The following is a 17,946-nucleotide window of genomic DNA, read 5'->3' on the forward strand; positions in this document are numbered from 1 at the left end:
AGAAGCTTAGGCGGTGGCCGTCATCAGGGAAGCATGGCGGCTTTGTCGCCTTTCCCCTGCCCTTTTGCCTTGTCTTGATCGCCGCTCTTGGCCAGCCTGCCAGCAGGTGGCTTGCCAGGGATGATGACCTCGACCTTGGCGCCTTCGCGCAGGCGGTCCACTCCCTGGGTGATGACTTTGTCTCCAGGCTTCAGGCCTTCAGTGATAAGCACGCGATCCCCCTGCGTGGGGCCGGTGGTGACGGTGTGCATGCTGACGGTGCTCTCGGCCTCCTGCAGCACATAGACATAGGCACCTTTGGCTCCGCGCTGGATGGCATTAGCCGGTGCCACGGTGGCATTGGGAATCGTGTTCACGAGCAGACGTGCAATGACAAACTGATTCGGGAACAGCAGGCTTTCGGCATTGGGCAGCTGCGCCTTGAGCTTGAGCGTGCCGGAGGTGAGGTCGATCTGGTTGTCGGTGGTGAGCAGGTGGCCGCGGCCGAGCAGCTTGTTCATTTCCTTGTCCACGGCTTCCACCTGCACTTTGTCTCCGGAAGCCAGGCGCCTGCGCACAGCATCCACGCGCTCCTGGGGGATGTTGCAAATGAGGCCGATGGGGTCCATCTGCGTGATGATGACCAGCCCATTGGCATCAGTGGAGCGGATCATATTGCCCGGGTCCACCTGGCGCAGGCCCACGCGGCCGGTGAGCGGTGCGGTGACTTTAGTATAGCTGAGCTGCAAGGCCGCGCTGGCCACAGCGGCGCGGTCTGAGGTGAGCGCGGCATCATACTGACGCACCAGCGAAGCCTGGGTGTCCACCTGCTGTCGGGCGATAGAGTCCTGCTTGAGCAGCATGGTGTAGCGGTCCATGTCTTTGTGGGCATTGGCCAGCAGCGCCTCATCGCGTTCGAGCTGGCCTTTGGCCTGATCAAGTGCCACCTGGAAAGGGCGCGGGTCGATCTCCGCCAACAGGTCGCCAGCTTTGACCATCTGGCCTTCGACGAAGTGCACCTTGTCCAGCTGGCCGTCCACACGGCTGCGCACGGTGACCACATATAGCGGCGTGACGGTGCCCGCGAGGCTGACCCATTCGTCAAAATTCTCCTGCTTCACTTCTCCCACCGTGACGGCAGCCGTGCCGCCACGCATTCCCCTGCCCCCAGGCGCTCCGGCAGCCGCAGGCTCGGGACGGTGCATCCACAGCCAGCCGCCCCCGGCAAGGGCTAGAAAGATGATGATGAAGCATCCGGCGCGTCCTTTAGCTGACGGCGGATTGGTAGAAGGGGTGGGTTCGTTCATGTCTGGGGGTCGGATCGCACACGGATATATAACCAAGCATCAAAGGCTTAGTTTTAGGCAGCCGCACGCAGAACTACGAATCTGCCAAGGGCTAAGTAGCAGTCCAGCAGCAGGAAAGGCCAAGAAAAAAAAAGAGCCGTTATTGTGCTGTCCCTGCCTGCACTAGTCACACAAGGCCAATGCCTAAACCCTGTGGCGCTGAGCGCGAACGCTCTCACAGCCACTCCCTCAGAACCAAGCAGTTTTTGGTTTAGAGTGCGGAGTTTGGATGGTGATGATTTGGAATCGTACTGAAGCGAAGATAGACAGTTGCAAGCTGCCCGAAGGGCGAGTGCCCACGTGAGCCGCTGCCACCGGAAGTCCACAGGCTCTGTTCCCTCACCTGGCCGTCGGAAAGCGGTGGCTGCGATGCAGGCCTGCACCTGGCAACTTCGCGACCACGCCGAATGGGCCAGCATGCTCGCGGAGCGTCAAATTCAATGCGGCAGCGCGCTTTGCTGCGGCCTCGCTCCAGGTACGGCTGCATCAGGCGAAGTAATGACCCTAAACATAGCATGACCTACCATTTGATGATGAATCATGACAGGTTTGCAGCCTGACGAGCCGCTGAGAGCAAAAAAAGAACGCGACTGTACATCATGCAGCAGACAGGCTGATGACGAAGTGCTGCAGCAACCGGCGAAAGCGGCTGTTGCCGTTCTTTAGACCTGTTCTCGAAAAGAATGTCCGATTGAACCGGCGAGCGCAGCGGCCCCAGTGGCAAGGCGGGAGCGCCGCCTGCTATTTAAAAATAACAGGCAAGCGACCAACGCAGCCACTGGGGCCGCTCCGCCGCTCGGGCAATGTGACAGGCTTTTCGAGAACTGGTCTACATCCCCAGCTCGGAAACCGGACGCGGGGTGAGGTCGGCGACGCCTTTGGGGAACATGCGACCACGGGCGGTGAGGATTTCGGGCTCGTCAGGGGTGACGAGAACGACATGCTCGTAGTGTGCGCTGGGCTTGCGGTCCAGGGTGATGACCGTCCACTTGTCCTCAAGCACACGGGTCTTGCCGGTACCGAGGTTGATCATGGGCTCGATGGCAAGCGTCATGCCTGCCTTGAGACGGGGGCGCTCGCCTTTTTTGCCATAGTTTGGCACCTGAGGCTCTTCGTGCAGCTTGCGGCCGACGCCGTGACCGACGAACTCGCGCACGACGCTGTAACCGTACTGCTTCACGTGGTGCTCCACGCTATGGCAGAGGTCTCCGAGCATCCAGCCGTCACGCGCGTATTTCACGGCATTGAGGAGGGATTCTTCGGTGGCGGCGAGGAGATGAAGCGTTTCCTGGGCGACATTGCCGACAGGAACGGTGAGGGCGTTGTCGCCCACCCAGCCATCGTAATGCACACCGACGTCGATCTTGACGACATCGCCGTCCTGAATCACGCGAGGTCCACCGATGCCATGCACCACCTCTTCGTTGATGGAGATGCAGATGTTGCCAGGAAACTTGTCGCGACCGTAGCCCAGGAAGGCGCTGGTGGCACCGCAGGCTTTGATCTCTGCGGCGGCAAAGCGGTCGACCTCGGCCGTGGTGATGCCCACGGCGACCTGTGAGGCGGTTCTGATGAGAACATCGCGCGCGACCTGGCAGGCTCTGCGGATGCCCTGCTGCTGCGCGCCGTGGCGGATGGGAATGCTTCCCGGTTTAAGAAAGGCCATGACGCGCTCGAGGTGGCTCACTACTTGAGCATGAGTTTGTAAGCGACGCCGATGAGCACGATGGCAGCCAGGACGACCCAGAGGATGACGATGGTCTTGGAGTCCATGGGGCGAACGCCCTGCTGCACACGGTCCACACGGCCACGGATGCGGCCCTTCTTGAGGAAGCCGTCATAGTGGCTCTGCAGCAGATGGGTTTCCACCTGGCGCATGACATCGAGCACGACGCCCACGAGGATCAGCAGGCTGGTGCCGCCGAAGAACTGCGCAGCGGAGCTGGAGATCTTCATGAGGGAGCTGACCATGCCAGGCATGACATACAGGCCGGTGAGGAAGATGGCGCCTGCAAAGGTGAGGCGGCTCATGGTGAAGTCGAGGAAGTCGGCGGTGGGCTTGCCAGGGCGGATGCCCGGGATGTAGCCGCCGCTCTTCTTGAGGTCTTCAGAGATCTGCGTGGGCTGGAACATGGTGGCCACCCAGAAGTAGCTGAAGAAGAAGATCAGGAGGGAGGAGGCGACGTAGTACACCCAGCCGCTGCTCACGAAGAGGGCCATCTTCTGGATCCAGTTCACGTCCTTGAAGAGGGAGGCGAGAATGGTGGAGGGGAAAAGCAGGATAGCCTGGGCGAAGATGATGGGCATGACGCCGGAATAATTGATCTTCAGGGGAAGATACTGCGTCTGACCGCCATAGACCTTGCGGCCGACGACGCGCTTGGCGTAGGTGATGGCGATGCGGCGCGTGGCCTGCGTGAGGGCGATGACACCTGCGATGACGAGGATCATGAAGCCCATGAGCAGCACGAGGGTGAAGGCACTGGAGGGGCTGGCCTTGACGCTGCCGACGAAGGTCTGCCACACCTGGATGAGGGCACCGGGAAGGTCGGAGACGATGTTGACGCAGATGAGGATGGAAACACCGTTGCCGATGCCGCGATCAGTGATCTGCTCGCCCAACCACATCATGAGCATGGTTCCGGCGGTGATGGTGATGACGCTGGTAAAGAGGAAGCCGTAGCCGTAGTTGGGCACGAGCGGGCGGCCGCCGAGTTTGTCGATGGCATCCTGCAGGCCTGCCATAAGGTAATTCTGCTGAGGATCTGCCAGAGACTGGGCGAGGAGCCAGGACTGGAACACGCAAAGCACGATGGTGGCGATGCGGGTGTACTGGGTGATCTTCTGACGGCCGCCTTCTTCACGGGCCATCTTGCTCAGAGGAGGCCACACAGCAGTGAGAAGCTGCAGCATGATGCTGGCGCTGATGTAGGGCATGATGCCAAGGGCGAAGATGGCGCAGTTTTGCAGGCCGCCGCCGCTGAAGATGTTGAGCAGAGCTGCCACCTGGGCGGCTCCGGAGGCGTTGTCTCCCGCCTTGTTTTCGATCCAGGCATTGAGCACCGTGGGATCGACGCCCGGAAGCGTGATGGAGGCACCGATGCGGACGATGACAATCATCGCCAGGGTGAAGAGAATGCGCGAGCGAAGTTCGGGGACTTTGAAGCTGTTGGCAAAGGCAGAGATCATGAGAGAATGGCTCTAAGCGAAGATGGGCCAGAATCCTGACAGCAGACGCTGCGGGGAAACCGGCCCATCAAAGAGGTTGGTTAAGGGGAGAAAAAATCAGGCAGCGATGGAACCGCCGGCTTTTTCAATCTTTTCACGGGCGGAGGCACTGACTTTCGCGCCCTGGATGGTCAGCTTGCGGGAGAGATCTCCCGAGCCGAGGATCTTGATGATGTCGCAGGTGCGGGAGACGAGGCCGGCTTCACGAAGAGCGGCTTCGTTGATCACAGCGCCGTCGTCGAAGGCGTTGAGCTCACCGACATTCACGACTTCAATGGCGTCCTGGAAAAGGGCGTTGTTAAAGCCCTTCTTGGGGAGACGGCGGTGCATCGGCATCTGGCCACCTTCAAAGCCAGGGCGGATGCCACGGCCTGCACGGGCCATCTGGCCCTTGTGTCCCTTACAGGAGGTTTTGCCATGACCGGAGCTTTCGCCACAGCCAATGCGCTTGCGGCTCTTCTTGGCGCCGGGGCGGGGTTTGACGTCTTGGAGTTGCATGAAAATGAAAAGAGGAAAAAGGATTCAATCAGAGGGCCTTGCGCTCCTTGATCTCCTTGCCGCGGGAGCGGAGGATCTCATCTGCGGGGCGCAGGGCGGTGAGGGCGGCCAGCGTGGCACGCACGACGTTGGCGTGGTTGCTGGAGCCGAGGGACTTGCCGATGACGTCCTTGACGCCTGCGGCTTCAAGCACGGCGCGGGCACCACCACCGGCGATGATGCCGGTACCAGGGGCTGCGGGCTTGAGGAGGATGTGGCCGCCACCGTGGGCACCCGTCACTTCATGAGGGATGGTGCTGTCCTTGAGGACGACGGAGAACTGGTTCTTGCGGGAGGCTTCCGTTGCCTTTTTGATGGCGTCGGAAACTTCGTTGGCCTTGCCAAATCCGCAGCCAACCTTGCCCTTGGCGTCGCCGGAAACGACGAGCGCGCTGAAGCTGAAGCGACGGCCGCCTTTGACGACCTTGGCGCAACGGTTGATGTGGACGACTTTTTCCACACCGTCCACTTCGCGAGGACCGCGGTCGTCACGACGGAAGGAAGAGAAAGTCTGCTGGGGCTGGGATGCGGGAACCTGGGCCTCTGCGGCGGCTTCCTTGGCCGCGCTCTCGATAGTTGCTGTTTCTTCGGACATAGTAGGAGAGGTGCGGAGGATTAGAATTTGAGACCTTTTTCACGGGCGGCGTCAGCCAGAGCCTTGACCTTGCCGTGGTAGATGAAGCCAGCGCGGTCGAAAACGACCTCGGTGACGTTCTTGGCGATGGCGCGCTCGGCGAGGAGTGCGCCCACCTTGGTGGCGTGTTCGATGTTCGCCTTGCCTGCTCCGTAGCCCTTCTCCTTGGTGGAGGCGGAAACGATGGTCTTCTGCGCAGCATCGTCGATGATCTGGGCGTAGACGTTCGTGTTGGAGAAGTAAACTGCGAGGCGGGGACGCTCGGCGGTGCCGCTGAGCTTGCGGCGGATGCGCTTGTGAATGCGAGCGCGGATTTCTTTGCGATTGGTAAGAGCCATGATGAGTATCCTCGAAGGTTATTTGACGGACTTGCCGGCTTTGCGGCGGATGTGTTCGCCTGCATAGCGCACGCCTTTGGCCTTGTAGGGCTCCGGCGGGTAGTAGGCGCGGATGTCTGCGGCAAGCTGGCCGACGACCTGCTTGTCGATGCCTTCGATGGCGATCTTGGTGTTTTCAGTGACGGTCACCTTCACACCCTTTGGGATGGGATGGAGACGATCATGGGACTGGCCGAGCTGGAGATCAATGTTGGTCCCCTTCACCGCGGCACGGAAACCCACGCCGTGGATTTCGAGGTTGCGGGTGTAGCCCTGGCTGACGCCGATGAGCATGTTGCTGATGAGGCGCTGGGTGGTGCCGTGGAGGGCGCGCACCTTGCGGTCTTCAGACTCGCGGGTGACGTTGATGGTCTTGGCATCTGCGGCGACCTGAACGCCAGCAGGAAGGGTCCATGCGAGTTCGCCCTTGGGGCCTTTGACTTCGACGGAGCGGTCAGCGCCAAGCTTGATGGTGACCTTGTCCGGAATGTTGATGATTTGTTTGCCTACGCGTGACATGAGAATTGCGACGGGTTGGAGGTTTACCAGACGGTGGCGAGGAGCTCACCGCCGACTTTGGCCTTGCGGGCCTTGGCACCAGTCATGATGCCACGCGAGGTGGAAAGGATGGAGATGCCGAGGCCGCCGAGAACGCGGGGAATCTCGGTGCTGCCGACGTACTTGCGCAGACCGGGCTTGCTGACGCGGTCAAGGCTGCGAATCACGGAAGCCTTGTCCTGATACTTAAGCTTGAGCTTAAGGCGCGGATGGGCTGCGGAGGTGTCGGTCTCGTAGCTCCAGATGTAGCCTTCTTCCTGAAGGATGCGGGCGAGTTCAGCCTTCATCTTGGAGAAAGGGATGAACACCTGCTCCTGCTGGGCTGCGCAGGCGTTGCGGATGCGGGTGAGAAAATCAGAAATCGGGTCGTTCATGACGCTGAGTGTGTCCTGGTGCGTGGGTTATGCGGCGGCTGCTTCAGCGCCTTCTTCCTTCTTCTGCGCGGTGCGTGTGCGGAAGGGCATGCCCAGTGCGCGCAGCATTTCACGTGCGTGATCGTCATTGTTGGTGCTGGTGACGAAGGTGATGTCAAAGCCCAGCGGACGCTTGATCTTGTCGAGTTCGATTTCAGGGAAGATCGACTGCTCGGAGACGCCAAGGGTGTAGTTGCCACGACCGTCAAAGGCACGGGGGGCGACACCGCGGAAGTCACGGATGCGGGGGATGGCGGTGCGCACGAGACGCATCATGAAGTCATACATCTTGCCACCACGAAGGGTGACCTTGACGCCGACATTTTCACCCTGGCGGAGCTTGAAATTGGCGATGGCCTTCTTGCTCTTGGTGATGACGGGCTTCTGGCCGGTGATGAGGGTCACTTCATTCACGGCGTCTTCGATCGCCTGCTTGCGCTCGCCCTGGCTGCCGATGGAGCAGTTGACGACGATTTTCTGCAGCTGGGGGACCTGATGGATATTGGCAAGACCGAGCTGGGATTTCAGCTCAGTGCGCTTCTGCTTATAGAGGGTTTGGAGTACGTGTTCCATGGTTCAGTTTTGGGCTGTGCCTCCTTTCCCTCGATGACCGCACCAGGAGTGGTGCGGCGATGGCGGGGGGGGAGACAAATGGGGGGGCGAGACTTAGGCCTTGGCCTTCTTCTTCGCAACTTTCTTTTTTGCTTCTTTCGCGGGCGCTTCGACGCGCTTCACGTTGGAAATGTGGATGGGGCCTTCTTTGTCCTGGAAACCACCAGCCTGATTCTGCTGGGTGGGCTTGACGGCCTTCTTGATCATACGCACGCCTTCGACGAGGACGCGGTTCTTGGCAGGCTGCACTTCGAGGACGACGCCCTGAGCACCTTTGGCGGCGCCGGAGATGACGACGACGTTATCGCCTTTTTTTACGTGGGTCTTGATACGGCTCATGGGGATTACAGCACTTCGGGTGCGAGGGAAACGATCTTCATGAAGTTCTTGTCGCGCAGCTCACGGGCCACAGGGCCAAAGATGCGGGTGCCGCGCGGGTTGTTGTCCTTGTCGATGATGACCATGGCATTGCGGTCAAAACGAAGGATGGATCCATCGCCACGGCGGATGGGGTGGGAGGTGCGGACGATAACGGCGCGCACGACTTCGCCCTTCTTCACGGCTGCGGTCGGGGTGGACTCGCGAACGTGGGCGGTGATGATGTCGCCGACATAGGCGAAGCGGGTGTTTTTCTTCCCGAGCACGCCAATCATTGTGGCCAGACGGGCGCCGGTGTTGTCAGCCACCGGGATAGAGGACTCCATTTGCAACATAAGCTGTGTCTCCTGTAAGTTAAGGTTTCAGAGTGAGGGACTAGTGCTTCTGCACTTCCACGAGTTCCCAGCGCTTCAGCTTGGAAAGCGGGCGGGTTTCGGCGATGAGGACCTTGTCCCCGATCTTGGCCTGGCCGTTTTCGTCGTGGGCGTAGAACTTGGAGGTCTTGCGCACGATCTTCTTGAAGATCGGGTGCGGAACGCGGCGTTCGACTTTCACGACGATGGTCTTCGTCATTTTGTCGGACACCACGACGCCGACGCGCGTTTTGCGCACGGGTGTTTTGTCGGTGGCTGCAGGGGCTGCTGCGTTGGTCTCGCTCATGATATAAAAATGCTTCAGTGGTTAGGGACCGTGATCAGGCGGCCTTCTTGGCGGCCGCGGCACGGGCGCGCTCGTTGATGATGGTTTCGATCCGGGCGATTTCGCGACGGATGTGGGTGAGGCGGGCCGGGTTTTCGAGCTGGCCACCACCGGCGCTCTGCTGCACGCGGAGGTTCAGGGCCTCCTGCTTGAGCTCACGACGACGGGCGGAGAGCTCTTCCACAGATGATTCACGGAGTTCTTTGATCTTCATAGAGTCAGTACGCGTTGATTATTTATGCAGGCTTTCGCGGCTGACGAAGCGGCAGCGGATGCCGAGCTTCGTTGCTGCCAGACGGCAGGCCTCGCGGGCGGTGGCTTCGTTCACACCGGAGATTTCGAAGAGCATGTGGCCGGGGAGGACCACGGCGACCCAGAATTCCGGGGAGCCCTTACCTTTACCCATTCGGACTTCCGGCGGGCGCTGGGTGACAGGCTTGTGCGGGAAGATGCGGCAGAAGACCTTGCCTTTACGCTTGAGGAAGCGGGTGATGGCGACACGGCAGGCTTCGATGTGGATGTTTTTCACCCAGCCGCGCTCAAGGGTCTGGAGACCGAAGTCACCAAAGTCCAACTTGTTGCCGCTGGTGGCGTTGCCGCCGCGATTGCCGCGCTGCGATTTGCGATATTTTACTCTGCTTGGAAGAAGGGCCATAAATCTCGGTCCGGAGGAAAGGGTTTAGTTCAGGAAAGAAGGCGTGTTATGCCTGGGCTGCAGGAGCGGGGGCGGGAGCACCACCACCCTGGCCACCACGGCCACGGTCACCACCACGGGGGCCGGGGCCACCAGGACGGCGGTCACCACGGTCGTCACGACGCGGGCGGCGCTCGCCGGAGGGGCGGGAAACGCCTTCAGGGGCGTTGCCACGGTTCATCCAGCACTTGACGCCGATGATGCCGTAAACGGTGCGAGCTTCGGCGAAGCCATAGTCGATCGGGATACGAAGGGTCTGAAGAGGCACCTTGCCCTGGCGGTACCACTCGGCGCGGGCGATGTCAGCACCACCGAGACGGCCGGCGCAGCGGAGACGGATGCCGTCGGCACCCATGTCCATGGCGGTCTGCACGGAGCGCTTCATGGCGCGGCGGAAGGAGATACGGCGCTCAAGCTGCACGGCCACGGCTTCTGCGACGAGCTGGGCGTCGAGCTCAGGCTGCTTGATTTCGAAGATGTCGATCTTCACCTGCTTGCCACCGCACATCTCGGAGACCTTCTGGCTCATGACGTCGATTTCCTGTCCCTTGCGGCCGATGACGAGGCCGGGGCGGGCGGTGTGAAGCGTGACGCGGACCTGGTTCCAAGCACGCTCGATCACGATTTTGGAGATGGCGGCCTGCATGAGCTTTTCCTTGAGGTAGGCACGGATGGCGAGGTCGCTGTGAAGCGAGTCTGCATATTCCTTTTCAGGTGCGTACCACTTGGAGCGCCAGTCTTTGCTGACTGCGAGGCGGAAGCCGATCGGATTTACTTTCTGTCCCATAAAGTGAAGAGGTGCGGTTCGGTGGCGTTGCGGTTATTCGGAAGCTTTCTTGGATTTGGCGGCCGCCTTCTTTTTGGCGGGAGCGCTGCGGCGGGCGGACTTAGGAGCCTTCTTCTCGCCTTCAGCCTTGGCTTCTTCAGCCTTGGGAGCACCGATGACCACGGTGATGTGGGTCATGCGCTTCTTGATGGGGGCGGCGGAGCCACGGGCGCGTGGCATGATGCGGCTCAGGGCGGGTCCAGGGGTGGCCACTGCGGACTGAACGATGAACTCGGAGGCATCCTGTTCGTGGTTGTTCTCAGCGTTCGCGATGGCGGAGCGGAGAGTCTTGCCGACGAGGAAGGCGGCCTTTTTCGGGGTGAAGTCGAGAACGCTCAGCGCCTGATTGACGGGCATGCCGGTGATGGCACGAGTAACCTGGCGGGCTTTCTGCGAGGAGATCCTGGCGTATTTGAGGACGGAGCGGACGGACATAAAGCGTGGGGGGTTCTGGACTTCGTTAAAGAGATTTGTTGAGATCGACGCGACCCCGGTCACCAACACGGACGGGATCATTGGCAGCGGCCAGTTCCTGGACCACAGCGCCACAGACAGTGTTGCGAACTTCAGTGACAAGCACCTTGGCGACAGGCTTGTCTTCGCGATAGATTTCAAAAGGCATGCCGGGCTTGACACCATCCTTGGCGCCGACGGAGAGGACGGCGATGCCGAGCTCCCCTTTCACGCTGACGATGCGGGCATTCTGGAGATCTGCAGCAGCCTGTCCCTGGGCATTGCCACCAGCCTTGACGAGCGCGGCATCAGCCTGAGTGATGGCGCGGTTGAGGCGGTCGGCAGCGGCGGGGTCGGCATTCTGCGCAGTCTTCATGAGGCCCATGCCGGACTCTGCGAGCTCGATGAGGGAGCTGGCCAGCTCATCGCGCTGCTCCTTCATGATACGGAGATCACTGAGAGCGGCGAGGAGGCGATCCTGCGTCTGATCCTTGGAGCTTTCGAGGGCGCCGAGGCCGAGGCCTTCCACAAGGCCGCGCAGCTTTTCATAGCGCTCCTTGAGTTCGGCGCTTTCAGCGTTGGCGGCAGCGGCGCTCTGGGCCAGGGCGTCGTTCTTGTCCTTGGCGGCAAGAAGAGCGGCGTCCTGGGCCTGGATCTTGGCGGCGGCAACCTGCAGCGAGAGGTGCAGTTCCTGATTCTCGAGTTTGTCATCCGCACGCACACCCACGACACCCGCCACGAGAAGCAGCGAGAGTGAAGTGAAAGTGATGGAAGCGCGGAGTGACATCTAGGGGCTCGAGGCTCAGGAATTACTTGGCGGCCTTGACGGTGACAGCACCGTGAGACTTGAACAGACGGGTCAGGGCAAACTCGCCAAGACGGTGACCGACCATGTTTTCAGTGACATAGACGGAGACAAAGTCCTTGCCGTTGTGAACAAGGAAGGTGTGTCCGACGAGGTCAGGAGTGACCATGGAGGAACGGGCCCAGGTCTTGATGGGGCGTTTCTGCTTGGCGTCGTTGAGCTTGTCCACCTTGTCGAGGAGGGCCTGCTGAACGAAGGGACCTTTTTTAAGAGAGCGTGCCATGTGAGTGCGTGAGTGAGGAGTGGATTACTTCTTGGCGTGACGGCTCTGGATGATGAGCTTGTTCGTGGCCTTCTTCTTGTTGCGGGTCTTCTCACCTTTCGCGTGGCCCCAGGGGCTGAGCAGGTGCTGGCGACCACCACCGGATTTGGAGCGGCCTTCACCACCACCGTTCGGGTGGTCGATCGGGTTCATACACATACCGCGGACGGTCGGGCGGGTGCCCTGCCAGCGTGTGCGGCCGGCCTTGGCGCTGACGACGTTCATGTGTTCCACATTGCCGACCTGGCCGATCGTGGCGTAGCACACGGCGAGGATCTTGCGGATTTCACCGGAGGGCATGCGCACCAGGGCGAAGTCGCCTTCGCGGTTGGAAAGGACAGCAGCCTGGCCAGCAGCACGGGCGACGACGCCGCCTTTGCCGGGGGTGAGCTCGATGTTGTGGATCGAGGTACCGAGGGGGATCTTGCTCAGAGGAAGGGCATTGCCAAGATCAGGAGCAGCCTTTTCGCCGGCCATGACGGAAGCACCGACAGTGAGGGCGTTGGGGGCGAGGATGTAAGCGCGCTGGCCATCCTTGTACTCGATAAGGGCGATGCGGGCGGAGCGGTTCGGATCGTATTCGATACCGACAACCTTGGCGGCTTCATCACGGCGGGCGCGCTTGAAGTCGATGAGGCGGTAACGCTTGTCGTGACCACCACCGATGTGACGGCAGGTGATGCGACCAGTGTTGTTACGACCACCGCTCTTACGAAGGGCCACAGTGAGGCTCTTTTCAGGAGAGTGCTTGGTGATCTCCTCGAAGGAGTTCCACTCTTTGTAGCGATTTGTGGGCGTGGTAGGCTTGAAAGTTTTCAGCGCCATGACGTTAGAATAAAGTTAAAGGGTTGCGTGCCTGGGTTTACGCGAGGTCGAACTTCTCACCATCCTTGAGACGGACGATGGCTTTCTTCCAGTGGTTGGTGCGTCCGTAATCTGCGCGGCGCTCACGACGGGCCTTGCCGTCATAGTTCGCAGTGCGGACACCGGTGACTTTTTTGCCAAAGAGCTTTTCGATGGCCTGCTTGATGTCGATCTTAGTGGCATCGACATCGACGGAGAACACGTACTCGTTGTTTTTCTCGCCCAGCAGCGTGGCTTTTTCGCTGAGACGGATGGTTTTGATGACTTTATGAAGGTCTTTCATGATCAGGCGGTCCTCTTGGCAAGGGTTTCAAGGGCGTCTCCGGTCACCACGACGCTGCGGTAGCGGAGGAGGTGCTCGGCGTTGACTTCGTCGGCGGAGATGAGCTGCACGTTCTGCACGTTGCGGCCGGCGCGGAAGGTAAGTTCATCAAAGCCTTTACCGATAAGAAGCACGTTCTTGGCGGTAGTCAGGCCGTTGACAGCAGCGATGAAGCTCTTGGTCTTGCCATCGGCGACAGCAAAGCTGCCGGTGGTGATCACTTCGCCGTCCAGAATGCGGGCGGTGAGGGCGGCACGAAGAGCAAGCTTGCGGGTGTTCTTGGTGGTCTTCTTGGCCCACACAGTGGTGTTACGAGGACCAAAGACGACACCGCCGCCGCTCCAGATAGGGGAGCGCTTGGAACCCATACGGGCGTTACCGGTGCCCTTCTGGTTCCAGAGCTTCTTGCCGGAGCCGGAAACTTCGGAGCGATTCTTGGTGTGGGCATTGCCCTGACGGCGGTTGGCGCGGTAGGCGACAAGGACGTCGTTGAGAGCCTGGGAGCCTTTGTAGCCCTCGGTCAGTTGGATGTTGGCCGCCTTGGCGGCGTCAGCTGAAAGGATGGTCGCGGACATGGTTCAGTTCCTCAGGGTTATTTCTTGGCGACGGCCTTCTTGCCGGGGCGCACCACAACGATGCTGCCAGTGTTGCCGGGGAGGGCGCCTTTGATGAGAAGGATGCCTTCTTCAGGGCGGCTCTGGACGACGACCAGGTTCTGCGTGGTGCAGCGGGTGGTGCCATCGTGGCCGGGCATCTTCTGGTTCTTCCACACAAGGCCGGGGGTGAGACGGCAGCCGATGGAACCGGTTCGACGGTGCATCATGTGACCGTGGGTGGCGGGCTGGCCACTGAAGTTCCAGCGCTTCACAACGCCCTGGAAACCTTTACCCTTGGTGTTGCCGATGACGTCAACGATCTGGCCGTTGCTGAAGATGCTGGCGTCAAGCTTGGCGTCTGCAGCGGGAAGCTGGTCGTCGCTGGCGATGCGGAATTCCTTGACGATGCGCTTGGCGCTGCTGCCGTGCTTCTTGAAGTGGCCCAGCAGGGGCTTGCTGACGCGGGATTCCTTGGTCTGCTCACCGTAGCCGACCTGGACAGCGCTGTACTTGTCCTTGCCGTCGCTGCGCTTCACCTGAAGGATGGTGTTGCCGCTGACATCGACCACCGTGACGGAGACTGCATCTCCTTTGGCGTCATAGACCTTGGTCATGCCGAGTTTTTTGCCGATCAATCCGAGACTCATGAATGTGTCCTCCTGTGTTTAATTGTAATGATCCGCCTTAGATCTTGATGGTGATGTCCACACCGGAGGGCAGGTTGAGCTTCTTGAGCTCGTCCACGGTGCGGGAGGTGGGGTCCACGATGTCAAGCAGGCGCTTGTGCGTGCGGATTTCGAACTGGTCCATGGACTTCTTGTCCACGTGCGGAGAACGGTTCACGGTGTACTTCTCGATGCGGGTGGGCAGCGGGATGGGGCCTGCGACACGCGCGCCGGTGCGCTTCGCGGTTTCGACGATGTCGGCGGTGCTCTTGTCGAGCACGCGATAGTCATAGGCGCGGAGGCGGATTCTGATGCGTTGATTATTCATGACAATGGTCCGTGGGAAAAGGGGTTCAGTGCACGTGTGCGTTAGGACTTGGAGCCACCACGCTGTTCGACGATCTGCTCAACGATCTGGTTCGGCACCTGCTCGAAGTGAGAAGGCTGCATGGAGTAGCTGGCGCGGCCAGAGGAGAGGGTGCGGATGGCGGTGGAGTAACCGAACATTTCCGCAAGGGGGACTTCAGCGCGGAGGATTGCGGTGGTGCCGCGGCTGTCCATGCCCTGAATCTTGCCACGGCGACGGTTAAGGTCACCCATGATGTCGCCCTGATAGTCTTCGGGGGTGGAGGCTTCCACGGCCATGATCGGCTCAAGAAGGATGCACTTGGCTTTCTTGAGGGCGTCTTTGACGGCGAAGATACCGGCCATCTTGAAGGCGTTTTCGTTGGAGTCCACTTCGTGGCTGGAGCCGTCCACGAGGTCGATGTGCATGTCGATCACCGGATAACCGGCGATGATGCCGTTGAGAGCAGCTTCGATGCAGCCTGCCTTGGCGGGGTTGATGAATTCTTTCGGGATCGTACCACCGACCACCTTGTTTTCGACAACGATGCCGGAGCCTTTCTCACCAGGGCGGACCTTGATGACGACGTGGCCATACTGACCACGACCACCGGACTGCTTGACGAGCTTGCCTTCGCCATCGGCGGGCTGGGTGAGGGTTTCGCGGTAAGCGATCTGCGGCTTGCCGGTGTTAGTTTCCACCTTGTGCTCGCGCTTGAGGCGGTCGCAGAGAATTTCGAGGTGAAGCTCGCCCATGCCGGCGATGATGGTCTGGCCGGTTTCTTCGTCGGTCTTGACGAAGAATGTAGGATCTTCTTCGGAGAGGCGCTGCAGGGCATTGGCCATGCGCTCCTGGTCGCCCTTGGTCTTCGGCTCCACGGCCATGGAGATCACGGGTTCCGGGAAGGTTGGCGGCTCAAGCTGAACTTCGAGGCTGTCGTCGCAGAAGGTGTCGCCAGTGCGGACGTCCTTCACGCCCACGAGGGCGGCGATATCGCCAGAATAGCAGGTGTCGATGTCCTTGTGGACGGCTGCCTGAATCTGGATGAGGCGGCCCACACGCTCAGACTTGCGAGTGCGGGGATTGTAGATGGTGTCGCCCTTGGAAACCTTGCCGGAGTAAACGCGGAAGAAGACGAGGCGGCCGAACTTGTCGGACCAGAGCTTGAAGCCGAGGGCGATGAACTTGCCGTTGTCGTCCGGCTTGGCTTCGATGATGTTTTCGGGTTCGTCCACCACGGTGCCCTTCTGAGGCTCGATGTCGAGGGGGCCGGGGAGGTAGTCGATCACGGCGTCGATCAGATACTGCACGCCCTTGTTCTTGAAGGCGGAGCCACCGGCCATCGGGATGATCTTGTTGGCGATCACGGAGCGGCGGAGGCCAGCCTTGAGTTCTTTCGGGCCGATGGGCTGCTCTTCGAGGAACATCATGCCCAGCTCTTCGTCGGAGCTGCAGACGGCGTCCAGGAGCTCATCATAGGCGGCTTTGGCGGTTGCCACTTCGTCGCCTTCCAGGTCACGCACGGTGTACTTGGAGCCAAACTTTTCGTCATCGGAGTAGATGATGGCCTTCTGGTTCACCACGTCGATCTGGCCGATGAGGTTGTCTTCAGCACCGATCGGGATCAGGATCGGGAAGGCAGGAGCACCGAGCTTGGTGCGGACGTCCTTCACCACGTTGAAGAAGTTGGCACCGGTGCGGTCCATCTTGTTCACGAAGGCGATACGAGGAACGCCATACTTTTCAGCCTGACGGTAAACGGTTTCGGACTGGGGCTGCACACCTGCCACGCCGCAGAGCACGAAGATGGCACCGTCAAGCACGCGGAGGGAACGTTCCACTTCAGCAGTGAAGTCCACGTGTCCAGGGGTGTCGATGATGTTGACGCGGATGTCTTCGAGTTCGCGGGACTTGTAGATGCCGGCTTCCTTGAGCTGCTTCCACTTGGCGGTCACAGCAGCGGAGGTGATGGTGATGCCGCGCTCTTTTTCCTGCTCCATCCAGTCGGTGGTGGCAGCGCCGTCATGCACTTCACCGATCTTGTGGATCATGCCCGTGTAGAACAGAATACGCTCGGTGAGGGTCGTCTTGCCCGCGTCGATGTGGGCGCAGATCCCGATATTGCGGGTGCGCTCAAGTGGGAATTCGCGGTTGGGGGAATTGGGGTTCGACATGGGGTCGTTTAAAAGGCGTGAAGTGGACGAGAAAAAGTGATGGGAGAACGATTAGAAACGGAAGTGGGCGAAGGCGCGGTTGGCCTGTGCCTGCTTGTGAACGTCGTCGCGCTTGCGGACGGCATTCCCCTGCCCTTGGGCGGCGTCCTTGAGCTCATTGGCCAGGGCGCGGTGCATGGCCTGACCTTTGCGGCCACGGGCGAAACCGACGATCCAGCGCATGGCCAGGGACTCCTGACGGCGGGGGGAGACTTCGAGGGGCACCTGGTAGGTGGCACCACCGACGCGACGGGCTTTGACTTCCACGCGAGGCTTGGTGTTTTCGATGGCGCGGTTGAAGAGCTCCAGAGGATCGACGCTGTCGGTCTTCTCGTTGAGGGCTTCGATGGCGGAATAGACGATGCGCTCGGCAAGGGACTTCTTGCCATCAAGCATGATGTTGCTGATGAGGGTAGCAACGAGTTCGCTGTCGTAACGGCTGTCCTTGCGAACCTCTTTGTTGTAAACGCGTTTTCTGCGGGCCATGGCGTGGAGAGATGGAGATTTAAATCAGACGGGTTCTTACTTCTTCTTGGCGGCGGCTGCGGCTGCACCGGCCTTTGGACGCTTGGCACCGTATTTGGAACGGCCACGGCGGCGGGCTTCAACGCCAAGGCAGTCAAGGGTACCGCGGACGATGTGGTAACGCACACCGGGCAAGTCTTTCACACGACCACCGCGGACGAGCACGATGCTGTGCTCCTGAAGATTGTGACCTTCACCACCGATGTAGGCGATGACTTCGTAGCCGTTGGTCAGACGGACCTTGGCCACCTTACGAAGAGCGGAGTTGGGCTTCTTCGGGGTGCGGGTCATCACCTGAAGGCAGACGCCGCGACGCTGCGGGCACTTTGCAAGCGCAGGAGACTTCGACTTTACCGCCTTGTCTTTGCGGCCGTGTCTGACGAGTTGATTGATGGTGGGCATGGTGTGAAAGAGCTGTGAGCCTTGGCTTTGTTCGTAGCCAGCTTCGGGGGACAGCGCGCCATGCTCACATTGAGCATACGCAGACTTTTCCGGATCTGGTTCCGATAATGAAGAGCCTCCGTGGAGGGTCTTTATTGAGCCAGCTTCGTGGG

At 60.3% G+C, this 17,946-nt stretch carries 26 protein-coding genes; all 26 read right to left on the bottom strand.

The annotated features are described in order from the left end of the window. Positions 1-23: 23 nt before the first annotated feature. Positions 24-1,286, bottom strand: coding sequence for an MdtA/MuxA family multidrug efflux RND transporter periplasmic adaptor subunit (locus HNQ65_RS04175; RefSeq protein ID WP_184338209.1), 1,263 nt, complete (start codon positions 1,284-1,286; stop codon positions 24-26). 868 nt (positions 1,287-2,154) lie between these two features. Next, entirely contained in the window at positions 2,155-2,991 is an 837-nt protein-coding gene (gene map / locus HNQ65_RS04180; protein ID WP_184338210.1) for a type I methionyl aminopeptidase, read from the bottom strand. Positions 2,992-3,011: 20 nt separating this feature from the next. Further along, complete coding sequence (gene secY / locus HNQ65_RS04185) at positions 3,012-4,514, bottom strand: preprotein translocase subunit SecY (RefSeq protein ID WP_184338211.1); 1,503 nt, start codon at positions 4,512-4,514, stop codon at positions 3,012-3,014. A gap of 96 nt (positions 4,515-4,610) precedes the next feature. Beyond that, the gene (rplO, locus tag HNQ65_RS04190) at positions 4,611-5,051 is read right to left on the bottom strand and encodes a 50S ribosomal protein L15 (RefSeq protein ID WP_184338212.1); all 441 of its coding nucleotides are present in this window, start codon (positions 5,049-5,051) and stop codon (positions 4,611-4,613) included. A gap of 28 nt (positions 5,052-5,079) precedes the next feature. Beyond that, on the bottom strand, positions 5,080-5,685 hold the full coding sequence (gene rpsE, locus HNQ65_RS04195) for a 30S ribosomal protein S5 (protein ID WP_184338213.1): 606 nt from the start codon (positions 5,683-5,685) through the stop codon (positions 5,080-5,082). Between the two features lie 20 nt (positions 5,686-5,705). Then, on the bottom strand, positions 5,706-6,065 hold the full coding sequence (gene rplR / locus HNQ65_RS04200; protein ID WP_343076550.1) for a 50S ribosomal protein L18: 360 nt from the start codon (positions 6,063-6,065) through the stop codon (positions 5,706-5,708). A gap of 15 nt (positions 6,066-6,080) precedes the next feature. After that, positions 6,081-6,620: a 50S ribosomal protein L6 gene (gene rplF, locus HNQ65_RS04205; RefSeq protein ID WP_184338215.1), complete on the bottom strand. Its 540-nt coding sequence runs from the start codon at positions 6,618-6,620 to the stop codon at positions 6,081-6,083. Positions 6,621-6,643: 23 nt separating this feature from the next. After that, positions 6,644-7,033, bottom strand: coding sequence for a 30S ribosomal protein S8 (rpsH, locus tag HNQ65_RS04210; RefSeq protein WP_184338216.1), 390 nt, complete (start codon positions 7,031-7,033; stop codon positions 6,644-6,646). A gap of 27 nt (positions 7,034-7,060) precedes the next feature. Continuing rightward, positions 7,061-7,645, bottom strand: a complete 585-nt coding sequence (rplE, locus tag HNQ65_RS04215) for a 50S ribosomal protein L5 (RefSeq protein ID WP_184338217.1) — start codon at positions 7,643-7,645, stop codon at positions 7,061-7,063. Positions 7,646-7,738: 93 nt separating this feature from the next. After that, the gene (rplX, locus tag HNQ65_RS04220; protein ID WP_184338218.1) at positions 7,739-8,023 is read right to left on the bottom strand and encodes a 50S ribosomal protein L24; all 285 of its coding nucleotides are present in this window, start codon (positions 8,021-8,023) and stop codon (positions 7,739-7,741) included. A gap of 5 nt (positions 8,024-8,028) precedes the next feature. Further along, on the bottom strand, positions 8,029-8,397 hold the full coding sequence (gene rplN / locus HNQ65_RS04225; protein ID WP_184338219.1) for a 50S ribosomal protein L14: 369 nt from the start codon (positions 8,395-8,397) through the stop codon (positions 8,029-8,031). A gap of 40 nt (positions 8,398-8,437) precedes the next feature. Then, positions 8,438-8,722, bottom strand: a complete 285-nt coding sequence (gene rpsQ / locus HNQ65_RS04230; protein WP_184338220.1) for a 30S ribosomal protein S17 — start codon at positions 8,720-8,722, stop codon at positions 8,438-8,440. Between the two features lie 34 nt (positions 8,723-8,756). After that, positions 8,757-8,975 (bottom strand): 50S ribosomal protein L29, encoded by a 219-nt coding sequence (rpmC, locus tag HNQ65_RS04235; protein WP_184338221.1) that lies wholly within the window; start codon positions 8,973-8,975, stop codon positions 8,757-8,759. 18 nt (positions 8,976-8,993) lie between these two features. Next, on the bottom strand, positions 8,994-9,416 hold the full coding sequence (gene rplP / locus HNQ65_RS04240) for a 50S ribosomal protein L16 (protein WP_184338222.1): 423 nt from the start codon (positions 9,414-9,416) through the stop codon (positions 8,994-8,996). A gap of 46 nt (positions 9,417-9,462) precedes the next feature. Continuing rightward, positions 9,463-10,242 carry a 30S ribosomal protein S3 gene (rpsC, locus tag HNQ65_RS04245; protein ID WP_184338223.1) on the bottom strand — a complete coding sequence of 260 codons (780 nt, stop codon included), beginning with the start codon at positions 10,240-10,242 and terminating at the stop codon, positions 9,463-9,465. Between the two features lie 33 nt (positions 10,243-10,275). After that, a complete protein-coding gene (gene rplV, locus HNQ65_RS04250; protein ID WP_184338224.1) occupies positions 10,276-10,716 on the bottom strand; it encodes a 50S ribosomal protein L22 in 441 nt (146 codons plus the stop codon). A 25-nt stretch (positions 10,717-10,741) separates the two neighbouring features. Next, complete coding sequence (locus tag HNQ65_RS04255) at positions 10,742-11,521, bottom strand: hypothetical protein (protein ID WP_184338225.1); 780 nt, start codon at positions 11,519-11,521, stop codon at positions 10,742-10,744. A gap of 22 nt (positions 11,522-11,543) precedes the next feature. Continuing rightward, complete coding sequence (rpsS, locus tag HNQ65_RS04260) at positions 11,544-11,822, bottom strand: 30S ribosomal protein S19 (RefSeq protein ID WP_184338226.1); 279 nt, start codon at positions 11,820-11,822, stop codon at positions 11,544-11,546. Between the two features lie 24 nt (positions 11,823-11,846). Then, positions 11,847-12,686 carry a 50S ribosomal protein L2 gene (rplB, locus tag HNQ65_RS04265; RefSeq protein WP_184338227.1) on the bottom strand — a complete coding sequence of 280 codons (840 nt, stop codon included), beginning with the start codon at positions 12,684-12,686 and terminating at the stop codon, positions 11,847-11,849. A 37-nt stretch (positions 12,687-12,723) separates the two neighbouring features. Then, positions 12,724-13,008 (bottom strand): 50S ribosomal protein L23, encoded by a 285-nt coding sequence (rplW, locus tag HNQ65_RS04270; RefSeq protein WP_184338228.1) that lies wholly within the window; start codon positions 13,006-13,008, stop codon positions 12,724-12,726. Between the two features lie 2 nt (positions 13,009-13,010). Continuing rightward, positions 13,011-13,622, bottom strand: a complete 612-nt coding sequence (gene rplD, locus HNQ65_RS04275) for a 50S ribosomal protein L4 (protein ID WP_184338229.1) — start codon at positions 13,620-13,622, stop codon at positions 13,011-13,013. A gap of 17 nt (positions 13,623-13,639) precedes the next feature. Beyond that, on the bottom strand, positions 13,640-14,290 hold the full coding sequence (gene rplC / locus HNQ65_RS04280) for a 50S ribosomal protein L3 (protein WP_184338230.1): 651 nt from the start codon (positions 14,288-14,290) through the stop codon (positions 13,640-13,642). Between the two features lie 37 nt (positions 14,291-14,327). After that, positions 14,328-14,636, bottom strand: a complete 309-nt coding sequence (gene rpsJ / locus HNQ65_RS04285) for a 30S ribosomal protein S10 (RefSeq protein ID WP_184338231.1) — start codon at positions 14,634-14,636, stop codon at positions 14,328-14,330. Positions 14,637-14,677: 41 nt separating this feature from the next. Continuing rightward, complete coding sequence (fusA, locus tag HNQ65_RS04290; RefSeq protein WP_184338232.1) at positions 14,678-16,828, bottom strand: elongation factor G; 2,151 nt, start codon at positions 16,826-16,828, stop codon at positions 14,678-14,680. 51 nt (positions 16,829-16,879) lie between these two features. Continuing rightward, the gene (gene rpsG / locus HNQ65_RS04295; protein ID WP_184338233.1) at positions 16,880-17,353 is read right to left on the bottom strand and encodes a 30S ribosomal protein S7; all 474 of its coding nucleotides are present in this window, start codon (positions 17,351-17,353) and stop codon (positions 16,880-16,882) included. Positions 17,354-17,389: 36 nt separating this feature from the next. Then, entirely contained in the window at positions 17,390-17,794 is a 405-nt protein-coding gene (gene rpsL, locus HNQ65_RS04300; protein ID WP_184338234.1) for a 30S ribosomal protein S12, read from the bottom strand. Positions 17,795-17,946: the final 152 nt, after the last annotated feature.

The organism is Prosthecobacter vanneervenii (assembly GCF_014203095.1).
Classification (GTDB): Bacteria; Verrucomicrobiota; Verrucomicrobiia; order Verrucomicrobiales; family Verrucomicrobiaceae; genus Prosthecobacter; species Prosthecobacter vanneervenii.

Coding starts and splice junctions, on each gene's coding strand:
- HNQ65_RS04175 (WP_184338209.1), bottom strand. CDS start 1,286: ATGAACGAACCCACCCCTTCTACCAATCCGCCGTCAGCTAAAGGACGC.
- map (WP_184338210.1), bottom strand. CDS start 2,991: ATGGCCTTTCTTAAACCGGGAAGCATTCCCATCCGCCACGGCGCGCAG.
- secY (WP_184338211.1), bottom strand. CDS start 4,514: ATGATCTCTGCCTTTGCCAACAGCTTCAAAGTCCCCGAACTTCGCTCG.
- rplO (WP_184338212.1), bottom strand. CDS start 5,051: ATGCAACTCCAAGACGTCAAACCCCGCCCCGGCGCCAAGAAGAGCCGC.
- rpsE (WP_184338213.1), bottom strand. CDS start 5,685: ATGTCCGAAGAAACAGCAACTATCGAGAGCGCGGCCAAGGAAGCCGCC.
- rplF (WP_184338215.1), bottom strand. CDS start 6,620: ATGTCACGCGTAGGCAAACAAATCATCAACATTCCGGACAAGGTCACC.
- rpsH (WP_184338216.1), bottom strand. CDS start 7,033: ATGAACGACCCGATTTCTGATTTTCTCACCCGCATCCGCAACGCCTGC.
- rplE (WP_184338217.1), bottom strand. CDS start 7,645: ATGGAACACGTACTCCAAACCCTCTATAAGCAGAAGCGCACTGAGCTG.
- rplX (WP_184338218.1), bottom strand. CDS start 8,023: ATGAGCCGTATCAAGACCCACGTAAAAAAAGGCGATAACGTCGTCGTC.
- rplN (WP_184338219.1), bottom strand. CDS start 8,397: ATGTTGCAAATGGAGTCCTCTATCCCGGTGGCTGACAACACCGGCGCC.
- rpsQ (WP_184338220.1), bottom strand. CDS start 8,722: ATGAGCGAGACCAACGCAGCAGCCCCTGCAGCCACCGACAAAACACCC.
- rpmC (WP_184338221.1), bottom strand. CDS start 8,975: ATGAAGATCAAAGAACTCCGTGAATCATCTGTGGAAGAGCTCTCCGCC.
- rplP (WP_184338222.1), bottom strand. CDS start 9,416: ATGGCCCTTCTTCCAAGCAGAGTAAAATATCGCAAATCGCAGCGCGGC.
- rpsC (WP_184338223.1), bottom strand. CDS start 10,242: ATGGGACAGAAAGTAAATCCGATCGGCTTCCGCCTCGCAGTCAGCAAA.
- rplV (WP_184338224.1), bottom strand. CDS start 10,716: ATGTCCGTCCGCTCCGTCCTCAAATACGCCAGGATCTCCTCGCAGAAA.
- HNQ65_RS04255 (WP_184338225.1), bottom strand. CDS start 11,521: ATGTCACTCCGCGCTTCCATCACTTTCACTTCACTCTCGCTGCTTCTC.
- rpsS (WP_184338226.1), bottom strand. CDS start 11,822: ATGGCACGCTCTCTTAAAAAAGGTCCCTTCGTTCAGCAGGCCCTCCTC.
- rplB (WP_184338227.1), bottom strand. CDS start 12,686: ATGGCGCTGAAAACTTTCAAGCCTACCACGCCCACAAATCGCTACAAA.
- rplW (WP_184338228.1), bottom strand. CDS start 13,008: ATGAAAGACCTTCATAAAGTCATCAAAACCATCCGTCTCAGCGAAAAA.
- rplD (WP_184338229.1), bottom strand. CDS start 13,622: ATGTCCGCGACCATCCTTTCAGCTGACGCCGCCAAGGCGGCCAACATC.
- rplC (WP_184338230.1), bottom strand. CDS start 14,290: ATGAGTCTCGGATTGATCGGCAAAAAACTCGGCATGACCAAGGTCTAT.
- rpsJ (WP_184338231.1), bottom strand. CDS start 14,636: ATGAATAATCAACGCATCAGAATCCGCCTCCGCGCCTATGACTATCGC.
- fusA (WP_184338232.1), bottom strand. CDS start 16,828: ATGTCGAACCCCAATTCCCCCAACCGCGAATTCCCACTTGAGCGCACC.
- rpsG (WP_184338233.1), bottom strand. CDS start 17,353: ATGGCCCGCAGAAAACGCGTTTACAACAAAGAGGTTCGCAAGGACAGC.
- rpsL (WP_184338234.1), bottom strand. CDS start 17,794: ATGCCCACCATCAATCAACTCGTCAGACACGGCCGCAAAGACAAGGCG.